Source organism: Streptomyces galbus (assembly GCF_005280195.1).
In the GTDB taxonomy this organism is placed as follows: Bacteria; Actinomycetota; Actinomycetes; order Streptomycetales; family Streptomycetaceae; genus Streptomyces; species Streptomyces galbus.
The window spans coordinates 60853-83304 of sequence record NZ_SZPR01000003.1 but is presented as its reverse complement, the minus strand read 5'-3'; the positions used below and the strand labels follow the sequence as shown (position 1 = coordinate 83304).

The following is a 22452-nucleotide window of genomic DNA, read 5'->3' as shown; positions in this document are numbered from 1 at the left end:
GGACCCTGTGAGCCCTGGCAGGAGCGTTGCTGTGCGGTGCCGTGCTTAGCGCTCGACCTCGCCGCTGATGAACTTCTCGACGTTCTCGCGGGCCTCGTCGTCGAAGTACTGGACCGGCGGGGACTTCATGAAGTAGCTGGAGGCCGACAGGATCGGGCCGCCGATGCCGCGGTCCTTGGCGATCTTCGCGGCGCGCACGGCGTCGATGATGACGCCGGCGGAGTTCGGGGAGTCCCAGACCTCGAGCTTGTACTCCAGGTTCAGCGGGACGTCACCGAAGGCGCGGCCCTCGAGGCGGACGTAGGCCCACTTGCGGTCGTCGAGCCACGCGACGTAGTCGGACGGGCCGATGTGGACGTTCTTCTCGCCGAGGTCCCGGTCGGGGATCTGGGAGGTGACGGCCTGCGTCTTGGAGATCTTCTTGGACTCCAGGCGCTCGCGCTCGAGCATGTTCTTGAAGTCCATGTTGCCGCCGACGTTCAGCTGCATGGTGCGGTCCAGGATGACACCGCGGTCCTCGAACAGCTTCGCCATGACGCGGTGCGTGATGGTCGCGCCGACCTGGGACTTGATGTCGTCGCCGACGATCGGGACACCGGCCTCGGTGAACTTGTCGGCCCACTCCTTGGTGCCCGCGATGAAGACCGGGAGGGCGTTGACGAAGGCGACCTTGGCGTCGATGGCGCACTGGGCGTAGAACTTCGCCGCGTCCTCGGAACCCACCGGCAGGTAGCAGACGAGCACGTCGACCTGCTTGTCCTTCAGGACCTGGACGACGTCCACCGGCTCCTCGGCGGACTCCTCGATGGTCTGGCGGTAGTACTTGCCGAGGCCGTCGAGGGTGTGACCGCGCTGGACCGTCACCCCGGTGGTGGGGACGTCGCAGATCTTGATGGTGTTGTTCTCGGAGGCGCCGATCGCGTCCGCGAGGTCGAGACCGACCTTCTTGGCGTCCACGTCGAAGGCGGCGACGAACTCGACGTCCTTGACGTGGTAGTCGCCGAACTGGACGTGCATCAGGCCCGGCACCTTGGACGCCGGGTCGGCGTCCTTGTAGTACTCGACTCCCTGCACCAGCGAAGCGGCGCAGTTGCCCACGCCGACGACGGCTACGCGAACCGAACCCATTCCGGTTGCTCCCTGTGTGTACGAGTGAGGCCCTGACTGGGCGCTCACGTGGCGGTGTCGCCGGGCGTATCCGTCCCGGGGGCGTCCCCGGGACGGGGCAGGCCGCCCGTCGATCCAGTGGTGGTGTCCTGCTGAGCGGTCCCCCCGGAGCCGGCACCCTTCAGGTCCCGTCCGGCCCGCTCGCTCTCGATGAGCTCGTTCAGCCAGCGCACTTCGCGCTCCACGGACTCCATTCCGTGGCGCTGGAGCTCGAGTGTGTAGTCGTCGAGGCGCTCCCGGGTGCGCGCCAGCGAGGCGCGCATCTTCTCCAGGCGTTCCTCCAGACGGCTGCGGCGGCCCTCCAGGACGCGCATGCGCACGTCGCGGGAGGTCTGCCCGAAGAAGGCGAAGCGAGCGGCGAAGGTCTCGTCCTCGTACGCGTCGGGCCCCGTCTGGGAGAGCAGTTCCTCGAAGCGCTCCTTACCTTCCGCCGTCAACCGGTAGACGATCTTGGCGCGACGGCCCGCGAGGGTGGTGGCGAGGGCGTCCTCGGGGCTGTGCCCCGGTTCCTCCGTCAACCAGCCGTTGGCGAGCAGCGTCTTGAGGCAGGGGTAGAGCGTCCCGTAGCTGAACGCCCGGAACACCCCCAGGGATGTATTGAGTCGTTTGCGCAGCTCATAGCCGTGCATCGGAGACTCGCGGAGCAGGCCGAGGACGGCGAACTCGAGGATGCCGGAACGTCGGCTCATGGGTCGCCCTCCTCTCCTGTCGTCGCACTTTATCTCGCGCTGATGTATCGACTCGATACATCACGACGATAGAACGGCCTTCCGCACGGGACAAGAGGGGAGACGGTGAACGGGATCACATCACCGTTTCGTTCGCAGCAAGTTGCCGGGTTTGGGGTGAACTTCGGAACTCGACGGGTTTTGACGGCCCGTAGTCTGTGCGGCATGCACACCACCGGGAACCGCGAGACGCCGGGGGGCGTCGAGACTCTTGGTGCCGTACGGGTGAATGGGGAACCGACCCCGTCCGTACTTCGGGGGGACCGGAAACCAGCTGCCGTTTCCAGGCGCGCACGGGTGCGCCTGCCCGAGGAGTAGTCGTTCGATGAGCGAGCACCGTCGCAAACCGCCGCAGCCGCAGGGAGGCGGACGTGCCGCGGCCCGACGCGGCCAGTCCGGTGCGTCCTCCGGCCGCCGCGCGGCACCGCGAGGCGCCACCGGATCCCCCTCCGACTCGTACGGGTCGGGGCAGTACGGCGCGGAAGGCGAGCAGCAGTCCTACGGCGGCCGGGCCGAGGCCCGGCGCGCGGCACAGCGGAACGCGGGCGGCCGGCGCCGGGCGCCCGAGCCGGGCACAGGCCGGCGCGGCGGCGCGGCGGGCCCCGGCCGCGGCCGTCAGGGGCCCGGGCGCAAGCGCCTGATCGACTACCCGCGCTACGGCAAGGACGGCTGGCGCCGCTGGATGCCCTCCTGGAAGCTGGTCAGCGGCCTGTGCCTCGGCTTCATCGGCTGCCTGGTGGCCGTGGCGGGCATCGGCTACGCCATGGTGGGCGTCCCGGACATCGCGAAGACCGCGAAGGCGCAGAACAACGTCTACTTCTGGTCGGACGGCACCGAGATGGTCGCCACCGGCGGTGAGACCAACCGGCAGATCATCGACTACTCCCAGATCCCCGCGGCCATGCGCTACGCGGTGATCTCCCAGGAGAACAAGACCTTCGAGACGGACCGCGGCGTCGACCCCAAGGGCATCGCCCGCGCGTTCCTCAACATGGCGCGGGGCGGACAGACGCAGGGCGGTTCGACGATCACCCAGCAGTACGTCAAGAACGCGATGCTGAACGACCAGTCCCAGACGATCTCCCGGAAGTTCAAGGAGATCCTCGTCGCCGTCAAGGTGGGCGCCACGATCGACAAGGACGAGATCATGGCCGGGTACCTGAACTCGGCCTACTACGGGCGCAACGCGTACGGCATCCAGGCCGCGGCCCGGGCGTACTTCAACAAGGACGCCATCAAGCTCAACCCGGGCGAGTGCGCCTTCCTGGCGGCCATGCTCAAGGGCGCCACCTACTACGACCCGGCGGGCGCCCAGTCCATCGACACCGCCGCCACGCCCGAGGCCAACAAGAAGCGCGCTCTCATCCAGATGCAGGACACGCTCGACAAGATGGTCGAGTACGGCCACCTGAACGCCGCCGAGCGGGCCAAGTACACCCAGCTCCCGAAGGTGAACAACCCCCGGTCGAACACGGCGCTGAGCGGCCAGACCGGTTACCTCGTCGACCTCGCCAACAGCTACCTGGTCAACAACAGCGACAAGACCGGGATCGACGAGGAGAAGCTGCGCACGGGCGGCCTGTCGATCTACACGACCTTCGACAAGAAGAAGGTCGACGAGCTCACCGCCGCGGTCACCAAGGTCCAGAAGTCCAGCATCAAGCCGAAGGAGCGCCCGGACACGGACACCCACGTCCAGTTCGGCGGCGCCTCGGTGGATCCGGCCAGCGGCGCCATCCGGGCCATCTACGGCGGCGAGGACGCCACCAAGCACTTCACCAACAACGCCGACCAGACCGGTGCCCAGGTCGGTTCGACGTTCAAGCCGTTCGTCCTCGCGGCCGCGATGACCTGGGGCGTGCGCGACCCCGACCTCGGCTCGTCGCAGGCGCAGGACGAGCGCACGATCGTCTCCCCCAAGAGCCTGTACTCGGGCAAGAACAAGCTCAAGATCAGGAACTACGACGGGTCGGTCTGGAAGAACGAGAAGGGCGAGGAGTGGCTCCAGACCAACGACGGCCAGGCCTCGTACGGCAGCCCGCCCAACTTCAAGATCGACCTGCGGGAGGCCATGCGGGAGTCGGTGAACTCCGCCTTCGTGCAGCTCGGCATGGACGTCGGCCTGGACAAGGTCAAGGACGCGGCCCTCAAGGCCGGCCTGAAGGAGAAGAGCCTGACGGGCACCAGCTTCCCGTCCTTCTCCATCGGCATCTCGGACCCCAGCGCGATCCGCATGGCGGGCGCCTACGCCACCTTCGCCGCGAGCGGCAAGCAGCGCGACCCGTACTCGGTGGAGAAGGTCACCAGCAAGGAGGGGGTGACCTTCACGCACAAGACCGAGACCCAGGAGGCGTTCACCTCGGCGGTCGCCGACAACGTCACGGACATCCTGAAGACCGTGGTCGACAAGGGCACCGGTACGGCCGCCCAGCTGCCCGGGCGGGACGTGGCCGGCAAGACCGGTACCACCGACGGCAACAAGTCGGCCTGGTTCGTCGGCTACACGCCGCAGCTCTCGACCGCGATCTCGATGTTCCGGTACGACGACAACGAGGCCAACAAGAACCGCACGTTCCTGGAGATGTACGGCACGGGCGGCCAGAAGAAGATCCACGGTGCGTCGTTCCCGGCCCAGATCTGGCACGACTACATGGCCGAAGCGCTCAAGGGCCAGCCGGCGAAGTCGTTCCCGACGCCCGAGCCCATCGGTAAGGTGCTGAACGAGGACCCGGCGCCGAGCCCGTCGCCGTCGGTGAGCGAGTCCGAGAAGTCCTCGCCGAGCCCGTCCCCGAGCCCGAGTGAGAGCGAGGTCGAGCCGTCACCGTCGCCCAGTGACACCTGCGGCAGGTTCGACTGGCAGTGCCAGAGCAACGGCGGCACCAACCAGGGCTCGTCCAACGGCGGCGCGAACGGCGGCGGTGGCGACCCGTCTCCCTCGCCTTCGGAGTCGTCCACGGACGTCGGTAATCCCAGGGGCCAGGACGGTGGTCTCTTCGGAGGCCGGAACGGGTAGCCACGGATTGTCCGACACTGCTTGTTTCACGTGAAACAGACGCATGTTTCACGTGAAACGCGGTCTGTCCCCCGGCGGACAGGGCCGGTGTACGCAGAGACCGAGGGCCGTCACACCGCACCAGGTGTGGCGGCCCTCGGCCTTTTCCCGGGTCCGTACGGCAGGATGTGAGCCATGCCCAGCGCAGATTCGACGCAAGCGAGCGTGCACGAAGCGGACCCGGTGTGCCCCACCAGGGACGACGCGATCTCCCGGGCCGGCAGCGAGCTGATCGGCGGCCCCATCGGCCGGCGCGCCCTGCTCGGCGCGTCCTGGTGGACGCCGGTGCGCGTGGTGGCGCTGGTGGCGATCGGGATGTTCGCCCTCGGCATGGTCCAGAAGCTGCCCTGCTACGACTCCGGGTGGTTCTTCGGCGCCAGCTCCCAGTACACGCACGCCTGCTACTCGGACATCCCGCACCTGTACCAGGGGCGGGGCTTCGCGGACGGCCTGGTGCCGTACTTCGACAAGCTGCCCGGCGACATGCAGTACCTCGAGTACCCGGTGCTGACCGGGCTCTTCATGGAGGTCGCCGCCTGGCTCACCCCCGGCAGCGGCAGCCTCCAGCACCAGGCCCAGTGGTACTGGATGGTCAACGCGGGGATGCTCATGGCCTGCGCGGCCGTGATCGTGGTCTGCGTGAGCCGCACCGACGCCCGCCGTCCCTGGGACGGCCTGCTGGTCGCGCTCGCACCCGCCTTCGCGCTGACCGCCACCATCAACTGGGACCTGTTCGCGGTCGCCCTGACGGCCGCGGCGATGCTGATGTGGTCCCGGGGCCGCGCCCTCGCGTTCGGCGTGCTGCTGGGGCTCGCCACGGCGGCCAAGCTCTACCCCGTCTTCCTGCTCGGACCGCTGTTCCTGCTGTGCTGGCGGGCCGGCAAGTGGCGGGCCTTCTTCACGGCCCTGGCCGGAGCCGTGGTCGCCTGGCTCGTGGTCAACGTGCCGGTCGGGCTGTTCGCGTTCGACGGCTGGTCGAAGTTCTACACGTTCAGCCAGGAGCGGGGCGTCGACTTCGGTTCCTTCTGGCTGATCCTGGCGCAGAAGTCCTCAGACCCGCTGACCACCGACAGCGTCAACAAGCTCGCCACGGCGCTGGTCGTGCTGTGCTTCCTGGGCATCGCCGGCCTGACGCTCACCGCGCCGCGCCGGCCCCGCTTCGCCCAACTGGCGTTCCTGGTGGTGGCGGCCTTCATCCTCACCAACAAGGTCTACTCCCCGCAGTACGTGCTGTGGCTGGTGCCGCTGGCCGTGCTGGCCCGCCCCAAGTGGCGGGACTTCCTGGTCTGGCAGGCCTGCGAGGTGGCGTACTTCCTGGGCATCTGGCTGTACCTCGCGTACACGACCAGCGGCGACGCCCACAAGGGCCTGCCGACCGACGGCTACCACTACGCCATCGGCCTGCACCTCGCCGGGACGCTCTACCTGTGCGCCGTCGTCGTACGCGACATCCTCATGCCCGAGCGGGACGTGGTCCGGCAGGACGGGGACGACGATCCCTCCGGGGGCGTCCTCGACGGGGCACCGGACAAGTTCGTCCTCGGGACCGCGGCCCATCCGCCGCGGCACGCCGCGCAGTTCGACGGCCCGCAGGTGGAGTGGGGCCGCGAGGAGGCGTCCGACGGCCCCTCCTGAGCCGTCAGGGATGCGGCAGGCTCCGGGAGGGTCCCGAGCACACGAAAGGCCGTACACAGCCCGTGTACGGCCTTTGTGTTGTGCTCTTGTCCCGCTCTTCCGGCGTCCTGCTGCGGGCGCCGGAGCGCCTAGCGGTCCACGAGACGGTCGAACTGCGTGGTCGTGTGCCGCAGATGGGCCACCAGCTCGTCCCCGACCTGGGGCTCCGGCGCGTCCGAGGGCACGAACAGGATGGACACCTGCATGTGCGGCGGCTCGGCGAACCAGCGCTGCTTGCCGCCCCAGACGAACGGCGAGAGGTTCCGGTTCACCGTGGCCAGACCGGCCCGCGCGACGCCCTTGGCCCGCGGCATGACACCGTGCAGGGCCTTCGGGGCCTCCAGGCCCACCCCGTGCGAGGTACCGCCCGCCACGACCACCAGATAGCCGTCGGAGGCCGCCTTCTGCTGGCGGTAGCCGAAACGGTCGCCCTTCGCGACCCGCGTGACGTCCAGCACCGCGCCGCGGTACTCGGTGGCGTCGTGGTCGCCCAGCCACAGCCGCGTGCCGATCCGCGCCCGGAAACGGGTCTGCGGGAACTGCTGCTGCAACCGCTGGAGTTCCTCGGCCTTCAGGTGGCTGACGAACATGGTGTGCAGCGGCAGCCGGGCCGCGCGCAGCCGGTCCATCCAGCCGATGACCTCCTCGACGGCGTCGGAGCCGTCGGTGCGGTCGAGCGGCAGGTGGATGGCGAAGCCCTCCAGGCGGACGTTCTCTATGGCGGAGTGCAGCTGCGGCAGGTCCTGCTCGCTCACCCCGTGGCGCTTCATCGAGGACATCACCTCGATGACCACCCGGGCCCCGACGAGGCCGAAGACGCCGTCGATGGAGGACACCGAGCGGATGACCCGGTCCGGCAGCGGCACCGGCTCCTCGCCGCGCCGGTACGGCGTCAGCACCAGCAGGTCACCGCCGAACCAGTCCTTGATGCGCGCGGCCTCGTACGTCGTCCCGACGGCGAGGACGTCCGAGCCGAGGCGGGTCGCCTCCTCCGCCAGCCGCTCGTGCCCGAAGCCGTAGCCGTTGCCCTTGCAGACCGGGACGAGTCCGGGGAACTGCTCCTGCACGTGCTTGTGGTGCGCCCGCCAGCGCGCGGTGTCGACGTAGAGCGTGAGCGCCATGGCCGGACCCGGGACCTTTCTCGTGACTGTGTTGGCTGTGTGTATCGAAGCACCCGTCGGGGAGCGTCAGCGGCGCGACATGTAGATGTCGAGGGCCTTGTGGAGCAGCTTGTTCAGCGGGAAGTCCCACTCGCCCAGGTATTCGGCCGCCTCACCGCCGGTGCCGACCTTGAACTGGATCAGACCGAAGAGGTGGTCGCTCTCGTCCAGCGAGTCGGAGATGCCGCGCAGGTCGTAGACCGTCGCGCCGAGCGCGTAGGCGTCGCGCAGCATCCGCCACTGCATGGCGTTCGACGGGCGGAACTCACGGCCGATGTTGTCGGAGGCGCCGTAGGAGTACCAGACGTGCCCGCCGACGATCAGCATGGTCGCCGCCGCCAGGTTCACCCCGTCGTGGCGGGCGAAGTACAGCCGCATCCGGTTGGGGTCCTCGGAGTTGAGGGCGGTCCACATGCGCTGGAAGTACGACAGCGGGCGGGGCCGGAAGTGGTCGCGCACGGCCGTGATCTCGTACAGCCGCTGCCACTCCTCCAGGTCGTGGTAGCCGCCCTGGACGACCTCGACGCCGGCCTTCTCGGCCTTCTTGATGTTGCGGCGCCAGAGCTGGTTGAAGTTCTTGTGGACCTCTTCGAGCGAACGGTTCGCCAGCGGCACCTGGAAGACGTAGCGCGGCTGGACGTCGCCGAAGCCGGCGCCGCCGTCCTCGCCCTGCTGCCAGCCCATGCGGCGCAGCTTGTCGGCCACCTCGAAGGCGCGCGGCTCGATGAAGTCGGCCTCGATGTCGCGCAGCCGCTTCACGTCCGGGTTCTGGATGCCCTGCTTGATGGAGTTGGCCTCCCAGCGCCGGATGACGACCGGCGGGCCCATCTTCACGGAGAACGCGCCCTGCTGCTTGAGGTGCGCGAGCATCGGCTCCAGCCACTCGGTCAGGTTCGGCGCGTACCAGTTGATGACCGGGCCTTCGGGCAGGTAGGCCAGGTAGCGCTTGATCTTGGGGAGCTGACGGTAGAGGACGAGTCCCGCACCGACCAGCGCGCCGGTGCGCTCGTCGAACCAGCCGAGGTTCTCCGACCGCCACTCGGCCTTGACGTCCGCCCAGGCCGGGACCTGCATGTGGCTCGCCGCCGGCAGGCTCTGGATGAATGCCAGATGCTGCTCGCGGCTGATCGTCCTCAGGGTCAGGCTCATGTCGGGGCGCTCCTCGGGCTGGTGTGTCCCCATGGGTACAGGGGCTCCGGCTCTCGCGCCGAAGCCTACTGCGCCCGGGGAGCGCCCCGTTTGGGCGTACGGCACCTTCGTCCCCGCCCGGGTGCGGCAGGGGCGTGTGCGGGGCGGCCGGAGGAGCCCGGCCGCCGGACGCGGTCAGGTCACCAGAGGCCGCCGAACAGGCCGCCGTGGGCCATGCCCAGCAGGAAGCCGACGCCGGAGGCACCGAGGCCCAGGATCAGTCCGAAGCGCTCGCGGGTGGTCACGGAGATCCACTGTCCGTAGGCGCCGGTGAAGATCCCGACCAGACCCGTCCAGGAGCTCAGCAGGTGGAGGCTGTGGAACTGCGCCGTGACGAAGGACACCACGCCGAGGACCAGGGTGACGGCCGTGAGGGCGTCCTGGACCGGGTGGCGTCTGCCGTCGGTGGCGAAGAGGGATCCGGCGGTGTTGGGTCGCAATGCCTGTTGTGCCATGGGGCACCTCCTGCGGAAGGCGGCGCATCGTAGCGCCGTACACACCCGACGTGTACAAGACTGACGGGCTTCCCGGCCGGATTTCAACCGGAAGCACGGGTGCGGGTAGTGTGTACCGTCTGCACCGGTGTCTGCCCACGCCCGACCGATTGTCAGTGGCGGCGGATACCGTTGCGTACGCATCACAACCCTCCTGCCACGGAACGACCGTGGCCGCTGAGTCCAAAGGAGGTGGGTTCCACATGCGTCACTACGAGGTGATGGTCATCCTCGACCCGGATCTGGAGGAGCGCGCTGTCGCCCCCCTGATCGAGAACTTCCTCTCCGTCGTCCGTGAGGGCAACGGAAAGGTGGAGAAGGTCGACACCTGGGGCCGTCGTCGTCTCTCGTACGAGATCAAGAAGAAGCCCGAGGGCATCTACTCGGTCATCGACCTGCAGGCCGAGCCTGCGGTCGTCAAGGAGCTCGACCGCCAGATGAACCTGAACGAGTCGGTCCTCCGGACCAAGGTCCTCCGTCCCGAGACCCACTGAGCCTCCGGCTCAGCCGATCCCGGGAATCGAGTAGCACCACCAGCAGCCAGCAGCAGCAAACCCGCCGAGAGGTTCCCCCATGGCAGGCGAGACCGTCATCACGGTCATCGGCAACCTTGTCGATGACCCCGAGCTGCGCTTCACCCCCTCCGGTGCGGCGGTCGCGAAGTTCCGTGTCGCGTCCACTCCCCGCACCTTCGACCGCCAGACGAACGAGTGGAAGGACGGCGAGAGCCTGTTCCTGACCTGCTCGGTCTGGCGTCAGGCGGCGGAGAACGTCGCCGAGTCGCTCCAGCGAGGCATGCGCGTGCTCGTGCAGGGCCGGCTGAAGCAGCGGTCCTACGAGGACCGTGAGGGCGTCAAGCGCACGGTCTACGAGCTGGACGTCGAGGAAGTCGGTCCCAGCCTGCGCAACGCCACGGCCAAGGTCACCAAGACCGCCGGCCGCGGTGGCCAGGGCGGGGGCGGCGGCTTCGGCGGCGGTGGCGGCCAGCAGGGCGGCGGCTGGGGCGGTGGCCCCGGCGGCGGCCAGCAGGGCGGCGGCGCTCCGGCCGACGACCCCTGGGCGACCGGTGCTCCCGCCGGTGGCGCCCAGCAGGGCGGCGGCGGCTGGGGCGGCGGCTCCGGCGGCGGTGGCGGCTACTCGGACGAGCCCCCCTTCTAGGGGCGGCTCGACACCCCCCTTCTTGATCACACAGGAGAAACACCATGGCGAAGCCGCCTGTGCGCAAGCCGAAGAAGAAGGTCTGCGCATTCTGCAAGGACAAGGTCACGTACGTGGACTACAAGGACACGAACATGCTGCGGAAGTTCATTTCCGACCGCGGCAAGATCCGTGCCCGCCGCGTGACCGGCAACTGCACGCAGCACCAGCGTGACGTCGCCACGGCCGTCAAGAACAGCCGTGAGATGGCGCTGCTGCCCTACACGTCCACCGCGCGATAAGGGAAGGGTGACCGACTCATGAAGATCATCCTCACCCACGAGGTCTCCGGCCTCGGCGCCGCTGGCGAAGTCGTCGACGTCAAGGACGGCTACGCCCGCAACTACCTGATCCCGCGGAAGTTCGCGATCCGCTGGACCAAGGGTGGCGAGAAGGACGTCGAGCAGATCCGTCGTGCTCGCAAGATCCACGAGATCCAGACCATCGAGCAGGCCAACGCCATCAAGGCCCAGCTCGAGGGCGTGAAGGTCCGTCTGGCCGTTCGCTCCGGCGACGCCGGCCGGCTCTTCGGTTCCGTCACCCCGGCCGACGTCGCGTCCGCGATCAAGGCCGCCGGTGGTCCCGAGGTCGACAAGCGCCGCATCGAGCTCGGTACGCCGATCAAGACGCTGGGCGCCCACGAGACGTCCGTGCGTCTGCACCCCGAGGTGGCCGCCAAGGTCAACATCGAGGTCGTCGCCGCGTAAGCGGTCTGCTCGCTGAGCACTGGCTGGGGCCGCATCCTTCGGGGTGCGGCCCCAGTTCTGTGTCAGCGGCCCGGATGCAGGCGTCCGCCGTCCCGAGCAGCGGCGCGTTCTGCTGCGCCCGGAGCGGGCCGGTGGCCCGGTGTTTCACGTGAAACGCTCAGCGCGTCGCGCCCGTGACGATCCAGCGGCCGGAGCGGGAGCGCAGCCACAGCGTCACCATCCGCACGATCATCATGAGCGTCATCGCCGCCCACAGCGCGGTGAGGCCGCCACCGAGGGTCGGCACGAGGACCGCCACCGGCGCGAAGACCGCGAGGGTCACGAGCATCGCCCGGGCCAGGTACGGTCCGTCGCCCGCGCCCATCAGGACGCCGTCGAGGACGAAGACGATCCCCGAGACCGGCTGGCAGAGCGCCACGATCACCAGAGCGGGCAGGGCGGCGTCCTGTACGGCGGCATCGCTCGTGAACAGCGCGAGGAACACCGGTCGGCTGGCGACGACCAGCGCACCCAGCACCAGGCCCACGGCGATGCCCCACTGGACCATGCGCCGGCAGGCGGCGCGGGCGCCGTCGGCGTCACCGGCCCCGAGGTAGCGGCCGATGATGGCCTGCCCGGCGATGGCGATGGCGTCGAGCGCGAAGGCCAGCAGGCTCCACAGGGACAGGATGATCTGGTGGGCCGCGATGTCGGCGTCGCCGAGTCGTGCGGCGACGGCCGTCGCGATCATCAGGATCGCCCGCAGGGACAGGGTCCGCACCAGCAGGGGCGCACCGGCCTGGGCCGAGGCCCGGATCCCGGCGGCGTCCGGCCGCAGGGAGGCACCATGGCGCCGGGCACCCCGGACGACCACGACGAGGTAGACCGCGGCCATGCCGCACTGGGCGATGACCGTGCCCCAGGCGGAGCCGGCGATCCCCAGGCCGGCGCCGTAGACGAGCACCGCGTTCAGGGCGCCGTTGGCGACGAAGCCCGCGACGGCCACGTAGAGCGGTGTCCTGGTGTCCTGGAGCCCGCGCAGCACGCCGGTCGCCGCGAGGACGGCGAGCATGGCGGGGATCCCGAGCGAGGAGATCCGCAGGTACGTCGTCGCGTAGGGCGCGGCCGTGTCGGAGGCCCCGAAGAGGTCGACGAGCGCGGGAGCGGCGGGGAGGACGACGACGATCACGGCGGCGCCGAGGAGCAGGGCGAGCCAGATGCCGTCCATGCCCTGGCGGATGGCGGCCTGGAGGTCGCCCGCGCCCACCCGCCGGGCGACGGCCGCGGTCGTGGCGTAGGCGAGGAAGACGAAGACGCTGACGGCGGTGGTGAGCAGGGCGGAGGCGACCCCGAGACCGGCGAGCTGCGCGGTGCCGAGGTGGCCGACGATGGCGCTGTCGGCCATGACGAAGAGGGGCTCCGCGACCAGCGCGCCGAAGGCGGGGACGGCCAGGGTGACGATCTCGCGGTCGTGCCGGCGCCTGACGTTCCGGGGGGTCGCGGGTGCCTGTGTCATGAGCACCAATCTAACCGTCCACAGGTAAGAGATGCAATGCGCCGATGACCCTTACTGCCCGTCCGGCCGTACGTGCTTGTGGACACAGTTCGGACCGATCTTGAGCCGACCGGGAAAGTTTTTCTTCTGCACAGCCGGTGGACGGGGAAAGCGCAGGTCACTGGGGGCAGGTGGAAAAGATCGAGGGCTTGTTCACAGGGCTGTCCACCGGCTCGTGCACAGGTTTCGCGGAGTTCTCCACAGCATCGGGGCCGTCGTCCACATGGCCTGTGGATAACCAGATTGGCTGACGGTGCCCGCGGGCCTACCGTGGTCCGGCGCCCGCTCCGTCCGCCGGTTGGGAAACCAGCACAAAACCGACCCGCCACAACCGGAGTTGGGCCTCTCGATTGTCAGTGCCGTGCCGTAGAAATGAGGAGCACGGCGAGGTCCGCTCGGCGGACGGGAGGAGGTCGCTCGGTGAGCATTTCCGAGCCCTTGGACGACCCGTGGGCCGACAGCGGTCCGAGTGATCGTCTGCCGGCCTCCCGCCGCCGCGGCGACGGCGGCCGGGGCCGTGACGACCAGCACGACCGGGGCCGGGACAGCGGTGCCTGGGACGGCGGGGGCCCCGCCTTCGAGCGGGTACCGCCCCAGGACCTGGACGCCGAGCAGTCCGTGCTGGGCGGCATGCTCCTGTCCAAGGACGCCATCGCGGACGTCGTCGAGATCCTCAAGGGCCACGACTTCTACAAGCCGGCCCACGAGACGATCTACCAGGCCATCCTCGACGTCTATGCCAAGGGCGAGCCGGCCGACCCCATCACGATCGCCGCCGAGCTGACCAAGCGCGGCGAGATCAACAAGGTCGGCGGCGCCTCCTACCTCCACACCCTCGTCCAGACGGTCCCCACGGCGGCCAACGCCGAGTACTACGCGGAGATCGTGCACGAGCGGGCGGTGCTGCGCCGCCTGGTCGAGGCGGGGACCCGCATCACGCAGATGGGATACGCGGCCGACGACGACGTCGACGAGATCGTCAACCGCGCCCAGGCCGAGATCTACGCCGTCACCGAGCAGCGCACCAGCGAGGACTACCTGCCGCTCGGCGACATCATGGAGGGCGCCCTCGACGAGATCGAGGCGATCGGCTCGCGCAGCGGCGAGATGACCGGTGTACCGACGGGATTCACCGACTTCGACTCGCTCACCAACGGCCTGCACCCCGGGCAGATGATCGTCATCGCCGCCCGTCCCGCGATGGGCAAGTCGACCCTCGCGCTGGACTTCGCCCGGGCGGCGTCGATCAAGAACAACCTGCCGAGCGTGATCTTCTCCCTGGAGATGGGGCGCAACGAGATCGCGATGCGCCTGCTGTCCGCCGAGGCGCGCGTGGCACTGCACCACATGCGCTCCGGCACCATGACCGACGAGGACTGGACGCGCCTGGCCCGGCGCATGCCGGACGTCTCGGCCGCGCCGCTCTACATCGACGACTCGCCCAACCTGTCGATGATGGAGATCCGCGCCAAGTGCCGGCGTCTGAAGCAGCGCAACGACCTGCGGCTGGTCGTCATCGACTACCTCCAGCTCATGCAGTCCGGCGGTTCGAAGCGCGCCGAGAGCCGTCAGCAGGAGGTCTCGGACATGTCCCGTAACCTCAAGCTTCTCGCCAAGGAGCTGGAGCTCCCGGTGATCGCGCTCTCCCAGCTCAACCGTGGCCCCGAGCAGCGCACCGACAAGAAGCCGATGGTCTCCGACCTGCGTGAGTCCGGCTCCATCGAGCAGGACGCCGACATGGTCATCCTGCTCCACCGCGAGGACGCCTACGAGAAGGAGTCGCCGCGCGCGGGCGAGGCCGACCTGATCGTGGCCAAGCACCGTAATGGCCCGACGGCGACCATCACCGTCGCCTTCCAGGGCCACTACTCCCGCTTCGTGGACATGGCCCAGACCTGAGCGGCTCGACCTCTGCCGCTTGCCCAGGGTGCCCGCCGCGACACGCGCAGTGCGATCGACGCGACCGGGGCACGCAGGGTGGACTGGGATCATGACGACACCTCACGAAGAGCTGCTGCCCACGACCCGGCGGGCCCTGATGCACCGGATCGCGGTCGCCCAGGCCGAGGGACGCACCCCCTCGCTGGTCGCCACGGTGGTCCGGGACGGACGGGCCGTCTGGCACGGGGCGCGGACGTCGGTGGACGGGCACGGGCCGGACGAGAACGTGCAGTACCGGATCGGCTCGATCACCAAGACCTTCACCGCCGTGCTCGTGCTGCGGCTGCGCCACGAGGGGCTGCTCGACCTCGACGACCCCCTGGAGAAGCACCTGCCGGGCACCGGCGTGGGGGAGGCCACCGTCGCCCAACTGCTCTCCCACACCGGCGGCTTGGCGGCGGAGACCCCCGAGCCCTGGTGGGAGCGGACGCCGGGCTCCCTGCGGCCCGGGCTGGCCGAGGTGCTGGGTGACCGTCCGCTCCGCCATCCGGCCGGCCGGCGCCACCACTACTCCAACCCGGGGTACGCCGTGCTCGGCGCGCTCGTCGAGCGGGTACGCGGTGCGTCCTGGGAGGAGGTGCTGCGCCGGGAGGTGCTCGATCCGCTGGGCCTGCACCGCACCGGCCTGCGCCCCGAGGCGCCGCACGCGGGCGGCTGGGCGGTGCACCCGTGGGCCGATGTGATGCAGCCCGAGCCCGTCGAGGAGTACGGCCCGATGGCGCCAGCCGGTCAGCTCTGGTCCACGACCGGTGACCTGGCGCGCTTCGCCGCCTTCCTGATGCGGGGGGACGACCGCGTCCTCGGCGCGGACACGCTGCGGGAGATGCGGGTGCCCGCCGCCCCGGCCGAGGCCGCGGACCTGGCCGAGGGCTCCGCGTACGGCCTCGGACTCCAGGTGCTGCACCGGGACGGCCGGCTGCTCGTCGGCCACTCCGGCTCGGTGCCCGGCTTCCTGGCCAACCTCACGATCGCCCTGGACGACGACGTCGCCGCCGTCGTGCTGACCAACTGCACGTCCGGGCCCGCGGTGTCCCAGGTCGCGGCCGACCTCGTCCGGATCGTCGCTGAGGCGGAGCCGCGCATCCCCGCCCCCTGGCGTCCGCTGCGGGAAGTCGACCGGGAGGTGCTGGAGTTGGCGGGCCAGTGGTACTGGGGGACCGCGGCGTTCGCGCTGCGCGTGACGGCCGACGGCCTCGTCTCTCTGGGCCCGCTCTCCGGTGCCGGCCGGCGTTCCCGCTTCCGGCCGCTCGGGGACGGCACGTGGACCGGGCTGGAGGGGTACTTCGCCGGGGAACCGCTGCGCGTGGTCCGGCGGGCGGACGCAAGCGTGGACCACCTGGACGTCGGGTCGTTCGTGTTCACCCGCGAGCCCTACGAGGAGACGGCGGACGTGCCCGGCGGGGTGGACCCGGAGGGCTGGCGGGGGATCGGGTAGGGCCCGGGCGGGCGGATCGGCTGACCCGCCCGCCCGGCCACGGCTCATGGACAGGGGTGTGTTTCACGTGAAACACACCCCTTTCGGTGTCAGAGCTGGAGCTTGAACCCCACGTGGGACGCCTCGAAGCCCAGCCGCTCGTAGAAGCGATGGGCGTCCGTACGGCTCCGGTCGGACGTCAGCTGCACCATCTGGCACCCGGCGGTCCGGGATTCCTCGATCACCCACTGGATGAACCGCGTGCCGAGCCCGCTGCCCCGCTCGTCGGCGTGCACCCGCACCCCTTCGATGATCGACCGGGTGGCGCCGCGCCGGGACAGCCCGGGGACGAGGGTGAGCTGGAGGGTGCCCACGACCCGGCCCTCGCGGACGGCGACGACCAAGCGCTGGTTGGGGTCGGAGCTGAGGCGCTCCAGCGCGGCGTAGTAGGGCGCCAGGTCGTCGGGCGACTCGCGCTGGGCGCCCAGGGGGTCGTCCGCGAGCATGCCGACGATCGCAGGCACGTCGTCGGCGACGGCGGGCCGTATGTCAAGATCTCCCATGGGCCGCACCCTATGCGGTGGCCGGCACCTTCAGGTCTTCCACGACCCGGACCAGCGGTGCCAGCTCCGGGCTCTTCGCCGCCTCGTCTAGTGCCTCGCGCAGGGCGGCGTCATTGGTGGGCCGGGCCTCTTCCAGCAGCTTCAGGCCCGCGTCCGTGACGTTCGTGTAGATGCCGCGCCGGTCGGTGGGGCACAGGTACCGCTCCAGCAGCCCGCGGTCCTCGAGCCGGGTGACCAGCCGCGTCGTGGCGCTCTGGCTGAGGACGACCGCGTCGGCGACCTGCTTCATCTGCAGGTGCCCGCCCTCGCCGTCGTGCTGTCGGCTGAGCACGTCGAGCAGGGAGTACTCCCGCGCGCTCAGGTCGTGGCGGGCCTGGAGCGCGCGTTCGATGTGGGCCTCGATCCTCCCGTGGAGCAGGGAAAGCGCACACCAGCTCTGTGCGAGGGCGGTGAGCGAGGGGTCCGTCGCGGTCATGGGCGATTCCTCCGTCCGGAGCGGCTGTCTCCAGGATAGAGCAACAACGAAATATCCAGCGTTTGCAATTAACGCGCGTCTGCAACTATTGTGGACGCACGCAAAGCGCACCTGCAATCGTTCGGAAGGTCTACCCCCTCATGCCTCTCGCGCTCCTGGCCCTCGCGATCGGGGCCTTCGGCATCGGAACCACCGAGTTCGTGATCATGGGGCTGCTGCCCGAGGTCGCGGGCGACTTCGGTGTCTCCATCCCCACCGCCGGCTTCCTGGTGACGGGCTACGCGCTCGGCGTGATGTTCGGCGCCCCGCTGATGACCGTCCTCGGTACCAAGGTCCCCCGCAAGCGCATGCTGATGCTGCTGATGGGCCTGTTCATCGTCGGCAACCTGCTCTCGGCCCTCGCCCCCGCCTTCGGCGTCATGCTGATCGGCCGGGTGGTCGCCTCGCTGGCCCACGGCGCCTTCTTCGGCATCGGCTCCGTCGTCGCGGCCGAGCTGGTCGCACCCGACAAGAAGGCCGGCGCCATCGCCATGATGTTCACCGGTCTGACCGTCGCGAACGTCGTGGGCGTCCCGCTGGGCACCCTCGTCGGCCAGAACATCGGCTGGCGCGTCACCTTCGGCATCGTCGCCGCCCTCGGCGTGATCGGCCTCGTCGGCATCGCCAAGCTCGTCCCCGAGGTGCCCCGGCCGGAGGGCGTGCGCCTGCGCCACGAGCTGGCCGCGTTCAAGAACGCCCAGGTCCTGCTCGCCATGGCGATGACGGTCCTCGGCTTCGGCGGTGTCTTCGCGGCCATCACCTACATCGCGCCGATGATGACCCACGTCGCCGGCTTCGCCGACGGCTCCGTCACCTGGCTCCTGGTCCTCTTCGGCCTCGGCATGGTCGGCGGCAACCTGGTCGGCGGCCGGTTCGCCGACCGCGCCCTGATGCCCATGCTGTACGTCTCCCTGGGAGCGCTGGCGATCGTCCTGGCCCTGTTCACGGTCACCGCGCACCACAAGCTCCTCGCGGCCGTCACGATCGTCCTGATCGGCGCCCTGGGCTTCGCCACCGTGCCGCCGCTCCAGAAGCGGGTCCTGGACCAGGCGCACGGCGCCCCGACCCTCGCCTCGGCCGTCAACATCGGCGCCTTCAACCTGGGCAACGCGCTCTCCGCCTGGCTCGGCGGCCTCGTCATCGCGGCCGGCCTCGGCTACACCGCCCCCAACTGGGTCGGCGCCGCCCTCGCCGCGGGCGCCCTGCTGCTCGCCGTCCTCTCCGCGGCTCTGGAGCGCCGGGACGACGCCGCGAGCGCCGTCGTCGCGGGCTCCGCGTCCGCCGGGACGCGGGTCCCCGCCCACCAGCGCTGAGCCGCCCGACCACGTCCCCTCGACCACCCGGCCGGGTCCGCGACCGCTTCACCGGGTCCCGCACCGCACCACCCTCGCCCCCTCACACCTCGCAAGGAGAAACCCCGATGAGCACCACCACCGCCCCCGTCGTCCCGCTGTCCATCCAGGACGCCGAAGCCCTCGTGTCCGCCGCGCACCGCGCCGCCGAGGCCGCCGGCGTCACGGTCAGCGTCACCGTCCTGGACGCGGGCGGGCACCTGCTGGCCTTCCGCCGCGACGACCGGGCCGTGCTGATCTCCGGGGAGACCAGCACCCGCAAGGCCTACACGGCCCTCCAGCTCGACGCGCCGACCGCCGACCTCGTCGACGCGGTCCAGCCCGGCGGGCCCTTCCACACGCTGCCCACCGCGCTCGACCGGCCGCTGCTCTTCATCGCCGGTGGGGTCCCGGTCCGCCGGGACGGCCGGCTGATCGGCGCGATCGGCGTCGGCGGCGGCGCCCCGGAGCAGGACCACGCGTTCGCCACGGCGGCCGTGGAGAACCTCGTCTGACCACCTCACGGCCCACGGGGTGACGCCCCGACGGCTCATCGCACCCGAGCGGCAACCGCAGAACGCCGGCTTCCACGGAAGCCGGCGTTCGCGTGCGGAATGCCCGTCCAGGCGCGGTGCGCGGTCAGCCGGCCGCCACTGTCAGGGGAGCGAAGCGGCGCGTCCAGTCGCCCGGCAGATCCGGGATGCCGTGGGTCATGACGGAGTTGAAGGCGACCGAGGCCAACCCGCGCTCCTTCAGCCAGCCCAGCAGTTCCTCGTGGCGCACGTCGACATCGGTGCGCAGCGGCCGGTCGGTGTGCGCGGCGAGGGAGGCCACCAGGGCCTTCGCGGTCTCCGTGTCCCGGGCGATCAACGGGCCGATGACATGGGTGTCCATGTTGGGCCAGGCAGCCGCGTAGCCGATGATCCGGCCCTGCTCGACGGCGACGCGCAGCCGGTCGGCGAAGGCGGGCAGACGGGTGATCATGTGGGTGCGGTCGGTGCCGAAGACGTCCTCGTCCAGCCGGATGATCGCCGGGAGGTCCTCGGCCGTCGCCGCGCGGGTCGGGACCGGGGGCACCGGCCCGCCGGGGAGGAAGCGTCCGCGTACCAACTCGGCCCGGCCCGTGGTCTTGAAGCCCAGCTCCTCGTACAACGGGCGACCGTGGGGCGTGGCGTGCAGGGTCAGCGGTGTGGTGCCCAGGGCGGAGACGACCTGGCGCATCAGGTGACGCCCGAGGCCCTGCCGGGCATGCCGCTGCGCGACCAGCACCATCCCGATGGCGCCCAGCTCCGGCCGCTCCTGCGGGCCGTACCGGGTCACGGCGCAGGCGGCCATGAGCCCGCCCGCCGGATCGTCGATGCCGTACCCCTGCCCGGCCGTCAGCAGCAGGCTCCACTTGTGCTCCTCGCGGGGCCACCCGCGATCCTCGGACAGGTCGGCGCAGGCGATGAGGTCGCGGTGTGTGAGCCGACGGACGGGCAGAGCGGTCGGGGGAGGAGTGAGCACGCAGGTCAGGCTCTCCGACCCGCGCCTGCGGCGTCCACCTGTTTCGCCTTTCTTTCCCCGGGGACGTACGCGCTTTCGGCCACCTCGTGGTCCCGGGCGACAGGGCCGGGGCGGAGCCCTGTTCCACGTGAAACCACGCCGGTGCGGTACCGGTGAACCGGCCCGACCGGCACGTTAGTTGGAGGGAAAGGGAAGAGCGTTCCGGTGGGCGAAGCGGGTACTGGGGTGCGGGGCGACGAACGGTAAGGTCGACTCCGGTCCGTGCCCGGAGCGACCCCTGCCGGGCGGGTGCTCCGCTGTCCGCACGGGCTGAGAGTAGGCGAGGCACAGCATGGACGTTCCGACCAGCAGGTCGGCCGACAACGGCTCGTCCCGCGGGGAGGACGGCTGGTTCGGGTCGCGCACGCGGCCGCCCTCCGGTCCGGGCGGCGGCGCGCCGGATGCGCGGGTACCACGGGCCGTCCCGGTGCCCCACGCCTCCCCGGACGCGGTCCTCATCCGCCGGACCATGGCCGAGCTGAGGCCCGTGGCCGACGAGGTCACGTCGTACTTCTACGCGCTGCTCTTCGTCCGCCATCCCGACCTGCGGGCGCTCTTCCCGCCGGCCATGGACGTGCAGCGCGACCGGCTGTTCAGGGCCCTGCTGACGGCCGTGGAGCACGCCGACGACACGTCCGTGCTCGCCGATCACTTCGGGCGCCTCGGCCGCGGGCACCGCAAGTACGGCACCCGGCCCGAGCACTATCCGGCGGTCGGCGAGTGCCTGATCGGCGCGCTGCGCCGGTTCGCCGCCTCCGTGTGGGACGCGGAAACCGAAGCCGCCTGGGTGCGCGCGTACACCAGGATCTCCCAGGTCATGATCGACGCGGCCGCGGCGGACGAACTGATCGCCCCCGCCTGGTGGCACGCCGAGATCGTCTCCCATGAGCTCAGGACGCCCGACGTGGCGGTGCTCACGGTCCGCCCCGACCGGCCCTACCCCTTCCTGGCCGGGCAGTACACGGCCCTGGAGACCCCGTGGTGGCCGCGGATCTGGCGCCACTACTCGTTCGCCTCGGCGCCCCGCTCCGACGGACTGCTCACCTTCCACGTGAAGGCGATCTCCGCCGGCTGGGTCTCCCGTGCCCTGGTGCACCGCGCCGGACCCGGGCACGTACTGCGCCTCGGCCCGCCGACCGGGTCCATGACCATCGACCCGGCCGGGGACGGCGGGCTGGTCTGCGTGGCCGGAGGCACGGGCATCGCCCCCATCAGGGCGCTCGTCGAGGACCTGGCCGAACGCGCCGCGCGACGGCCGGTCGAGGTGTTCTACGGCGCCCGCACCCAGCGCGACCTCTACGACATCGACACGCTGCTCGGGCTCCAGCGGGCGCACCCCTGGCTCGAGGTCCGCCCCGTGATCGACCGGGACGGGCGGCCGCAGCTGCCCCACGCGTTACGGACCTTCGGCCCCTGGGACGCCCACGAGGCGTACGTCTCCGGACCGCCCGCGATGATCCGCAGCGGGGTGGACGCGCTGCGGGGCATCGGCGTTCCCCCGGAGCGGATACGCCACGACGCGGTCGAGGAACTCGTCACCGCGGGCCACTGACCCGCAGCCACAGATCTCACCCCAGGTCAGGTGCGTGCATGGCGCGCACGCCCTCGATGTTGCCGTCCAGGTAGTGCCGCAGCGACAGCGGCACGAGGTGGACGGAGGCGATCCCCACGCGGGTGAACGGCACCCGGACGATCTCGTACTCCCCGGCGGGCTCCTCGACCTCGGGTCCGTGCCGCAGGGCCGGGTCCATGGACTCCAGGTGGCAGACGAAGAAGTGCTGCACCTTGACGCCCGTGGTGCTGCTGTCCTCGCCGATGTGCTCGACGGTGTCGACGAAGCAGGGCACCACATCGGTGATCTTGGCCCCGAGCTCCTCGTACACCTCACGGTGCAGGGCGTCCACGACGGTGGTGTCTTCCGGCTCGACCCCGCCCCCGGGAGTGACCCAGTAGGGATCCACGCCGGGCTTGGTGCGCTTGATCAGGATCAGGTCGTCACCGTCCAGGAGAACGGCGCGGGCGGTGCGCTTGACCACGGGTCGGACGGTCATGGGAGAAATGTGGCCCGCTGGGTTCCACGTGAAACATCGACCCGCGTTTCACGTGAAACATCGCAAAACGTCACCAAGGTGCGCCGGTGAGTGACACGCCCCGTGGCGGAAGAAGCGTGCGCCGGCTGCTCGCGCCCGCAGGCGCCATTGGCTACTGACGGCCAGTCACCTAGCCTGTGGGGAACGGTTCTT

Annotated in this window: 21 protein-coding genes; 11 read left to right on the top strand and 10 right to left on the bottom strand. The window is 70.3% G+C overall.

Annotated elements, in window-relative coordinates:
* Nucleotides 1-45 precede the first annotated feature (45 nt).
* Both E4U92_RS01800 and E4U92_RS01795 read right to left on the bottom strand, forming a co-directional pair.
* On the bottom strand, nt 46-1128 hold the full coding sequence (locus E4U92_RS01800; RefSeq protein WP_137298448.1) for an inositol-3-phosphate synthase: 1083 nt from the start codon (nt 1126-1128) through the stop codon (nt 46-48).
* Between the two features lie 44 nt (nt 1129-1172).
* Nucleotides 1173-1856 carry a PadR family transcriptional regulator gene (locus tag E4U92_RS01795; RefSeq protein ID WP_137298447.1) on the bottom strand — a complete coding sequence of 228 codons (684 nt, stop codon included), beginning with the start codon at nt 1854-1856 and terminating at the stop codon, nt 1173-1175.
* A 364-nt stretch (nt 1857-2220) separates the two neighbouring features.
* Here E4U92_RS01795 and E4U92_RS01790 point away from each other — a divergent pair, with 364 nt between their 5' ends.
* Together E4U92_RS01790 and E4U92_RS01785 are read left to right on the top strand one after the other, a co-directional pair.
* Complete coding sequence (locus tag E4U92_RS01790) at nt 2221-4908, top strand: transglycosylase domain-containing protein (RefSeq protein ID WP_137298446.1); 2688 nt, start codon at nt 2221-2223, stop codon at nt 4906-4908.
* 174 nt (nt 4909-5082) lie between these two features.
* A complete protein-coding gene (locus E4U92_RS01785; RefSeq protein WP_137298445.1) occupies nt 5083-6582 on the top strand; it encodes a glycosyltransferase family 87 protein in 1500 nt (499 codons plus the stop codon).
* Nucleotides 6583-6710: 128 nt separating this feature from the next.
* Here the strand turns inward: E4U92_RS01785 and E4U92_RS01780 are convergent, their stop codons facing one another.
* The 3 genes from E4U92_RS01780 to E4U92_RS01770 all read right to left on the bottom strand — a co-directional run bounded on the left by E4U92_RS01780 (nt 6711) and on the right by E4U92_RS01770 (nt 9424).
* On the bottom strand, nt 6711-7742 hold the full coding sequence (locus E4U92_RS01780) for an alanine racemase (protein WP_067239643.1): 1032 nt from the start codon (nt 7740-7742) through the stop codon (nt 6711-6713).
* Between the two features lie 66 nt (nt 7743-7808).
* On the bottom strand, nt 7809-8930 hold the full coding sequence (femX, locus tag E4U92_RS01775; RefSeq protein WP_137298444.1) for a peptidoglycan bridge formation glycyltransferase FemX: 1122 nt from the start codon (nt 8928-8930) through the stop codon (nt 7809-7811).
* A gap of 179 nt (nt 8931-9109) precedes the next feature.
* Complete coding sequence (locus E4U92_RS01770; protein WP_137298443.1) at nt 9110-9424, bottom strand: hypothetical protein; 315 nt, start codon at nt 9422-9424, stop codon at nt 9110-9112.
* Nucleotides 9425-9666: 242 nt separating this feature from the next.
* Here E4U92_RS01770 and rpsF point away from each other — a divergent pair, with 242 nt between their 5' ends.
* The 4 genes from rpsF to rplI all read left to right on the top strand — a co-directional run bounded on the left by rpsF (nt 9667) and on the right by rplI (nt 11367).
* Nucleotides 9667-9957 carry a 30S ribosomal protein S6 gene (gene rpsF, locus E4U92_RS01765; protein WP_005482942.1) on the top strand — a complete coding sequence of 97 codons (291 nt, stop codon included), beginning with the start codon at nt 9667-9669 and terminating at the stop codon, nt 9955-9957.
* Between the two features lie 79 nt (nt 9958-10036).
* Nucleotides 10037-10621, top strand: a complete 585-nt coding sequence (locus E4U92_RS01760) for a single-stranded DNA-binding protein (RefSeq protein WP_137298442.1) — start codon at nt 10037-10039, stop codon at nt 10619-10621.
* A 44-nt stretch (nt 10622-10665) separates the two neighbouring features.
* Nucleotides 10666-10902: a 30S ribosomal protein S18 gene (gene rpsR / locus E4U92_RS01755; protein ID WP_003949403.1), complete on the top strand. Its 237-nt coding sequence runs from the start codon at nt 10666-10668 to the stop codon at nt 10900-10902.
* Between the two features lie 18 nt (nt 10903-10920).
* Nucleotides 10921-11367: a 50S ribosomal protein L9 gene (rplI, locus tag E4U92_RS01750; RefSeq protein ID WP_067239636.1), complete on the top strand. Its 447-nt coding sequence runs from the start codon at nt 10921-10923 to the stop codon at nt 11365-11367.
* Between the two features lie 157 nt (nt 11368-11524).
* On the opposite strand, the gene E4U92_RS01745 is transcribed toward rplI, so the two are convergent.
* Nucleotides 11525-12862 (bottom strand): MATE family efflux transporter, encoded by a 1338-nt coding sequence (locus tag E4U92_RS01745; protein WP_137298441.1) that lies wholly within the window; start codon nt 12860-12862, stop codon nt 11525-11527.
* Nucleotides 12863-13321: 459 nt separating this feature from the next.
* On the opposite strand from E4U92_RS01745, the gene dnaB reads away from it, so the two are divergent.
* Together dnaB and E4U92_RS01735 are read left to right on the top strand one after the other, a co-directional pair.
* Entirely contained in the window at nt 13322-14800 is a 1479-nt protein-coding gene (gene dnaB / locus E4U92_RS01740) for a replicative DNA helicase (protein WP_137298440.1), read from the top strand.
* 91 nt (nt 14801-14891) lie between these two features.
* On the top strand, nt 14892-16277 hold the full coding sequence (locus tag E4U92_RS01735) for a serine hydrolase domain-containing protein (protein WP_137298439.1): 1386 nt from the start codon (nt 14892-14894) through the stop codon (nt 16275-16277).
* Between the two features lie 89 nt (nt 16278-16366).
* Here the strand turns inward: E4U92_RS01735 and E4U92_RS01730 are convergent, their stop codons facing one another.
* Entirely contained in the window at nt 16367-16819 is a 453-nt protein-coding gene (locus tag E4U92_RS01730) for a GNAT family N-acetyltransferase (protein WP_137298438.1), read from the bottom strand.
* Nucleotides 16820-16829: 10 nt separating this feature from the next.
* Entirely contained in the window at nt 16830-17294 is a 465-nt protein-coding gene (locus E4U92_RS01725) for a MarR family winged helix-turn-helix transcriptional regulator (protein ID WP_137298437.1), read from the bottom strand.
* 140 nt (nt 17295-17434) lie between these two features.
* Here E4U92_RS01725 and E4U92_RS01720 point away from each other — a divergent pair, with 140 nt between their 5' ends.
* Both E4U92_RS01720 and E4U92_RS01715 read left to right on the top strand, forming a co-directional pair.
* Nucleotides 17435-18646 (top strand): MFS transporter, encoded by a 1212-nt coding sequence (locus E4U92_RS01720; RefSeq protein ID WP_137298436.1) that lies wholly within the window; start codon nt 17435-17437, stop codon nt 18644-18646.
* A 107-nt stretch (nt 18647-18753) separates the two neighbouring features.
* Nucleotides 18754-19179 carry a GlcG/HbpS family heme-binding protein gene (locus E4U92_RS01715; protein WP_137298435.1) on the top strand — a complete coding sequence of 142 codons (426 nt, stop codon included), beginning with the start codon at nt 18754-18756 and terminating at the stop codon, nt 19177-19179.
* A 124-nt stretch (nt 19180-19303) separates the two neighbouring features.
* Here E4U92_RS01715 and E4U92_RS01710 read toward each other — a convergent pair whose 3' ends face one another.
* Complete coding sequence (locus E4U92_RS01710) at nt 19304-20170, bottom strand: GNAT family N-acetyltransferase (RefSeq protein ID WP_137298434.1); 867 nt, start codon at nt 20168-20170, stop codon at nt 19304-19306.
* A gap of 331 nt (nt 20171-20501) precedes the next feature.
* Here E4U92_RS01710 and E4U92_RS01705 point away from each other — a divergent pair, with 331 nt between their 5' ends.
* Nucleotides 20502-21761, top strand: a complete 1260-nt coding sequence (locus E4U92_RS01705) for a globin domain-containing protein (protein ID WP_137298433.1) — start codon at nt 20502-20504, stop codon at nt 21759-21761.
* A gap of 16 nt (nt 21762-21777) precedes the next feature.
* Here E4U92_RS01705 and E4U92_RS01700 read toward each other — a convergent pair whose 3' ends face one another.
* Nucleotides 21778-22260 (bottom strand): NUDIX domain-containing protein, encoded by a 483-nt coding sequence (locus E4U92_RS01700; RefSeq protein ID WP_067239621.1) that lies wholly within the window; start codon nt 22258-22260, stop codon nt 21778-21780.
* Nucleotides 22261-22452 lie beyond the last annotated feature (192 nt).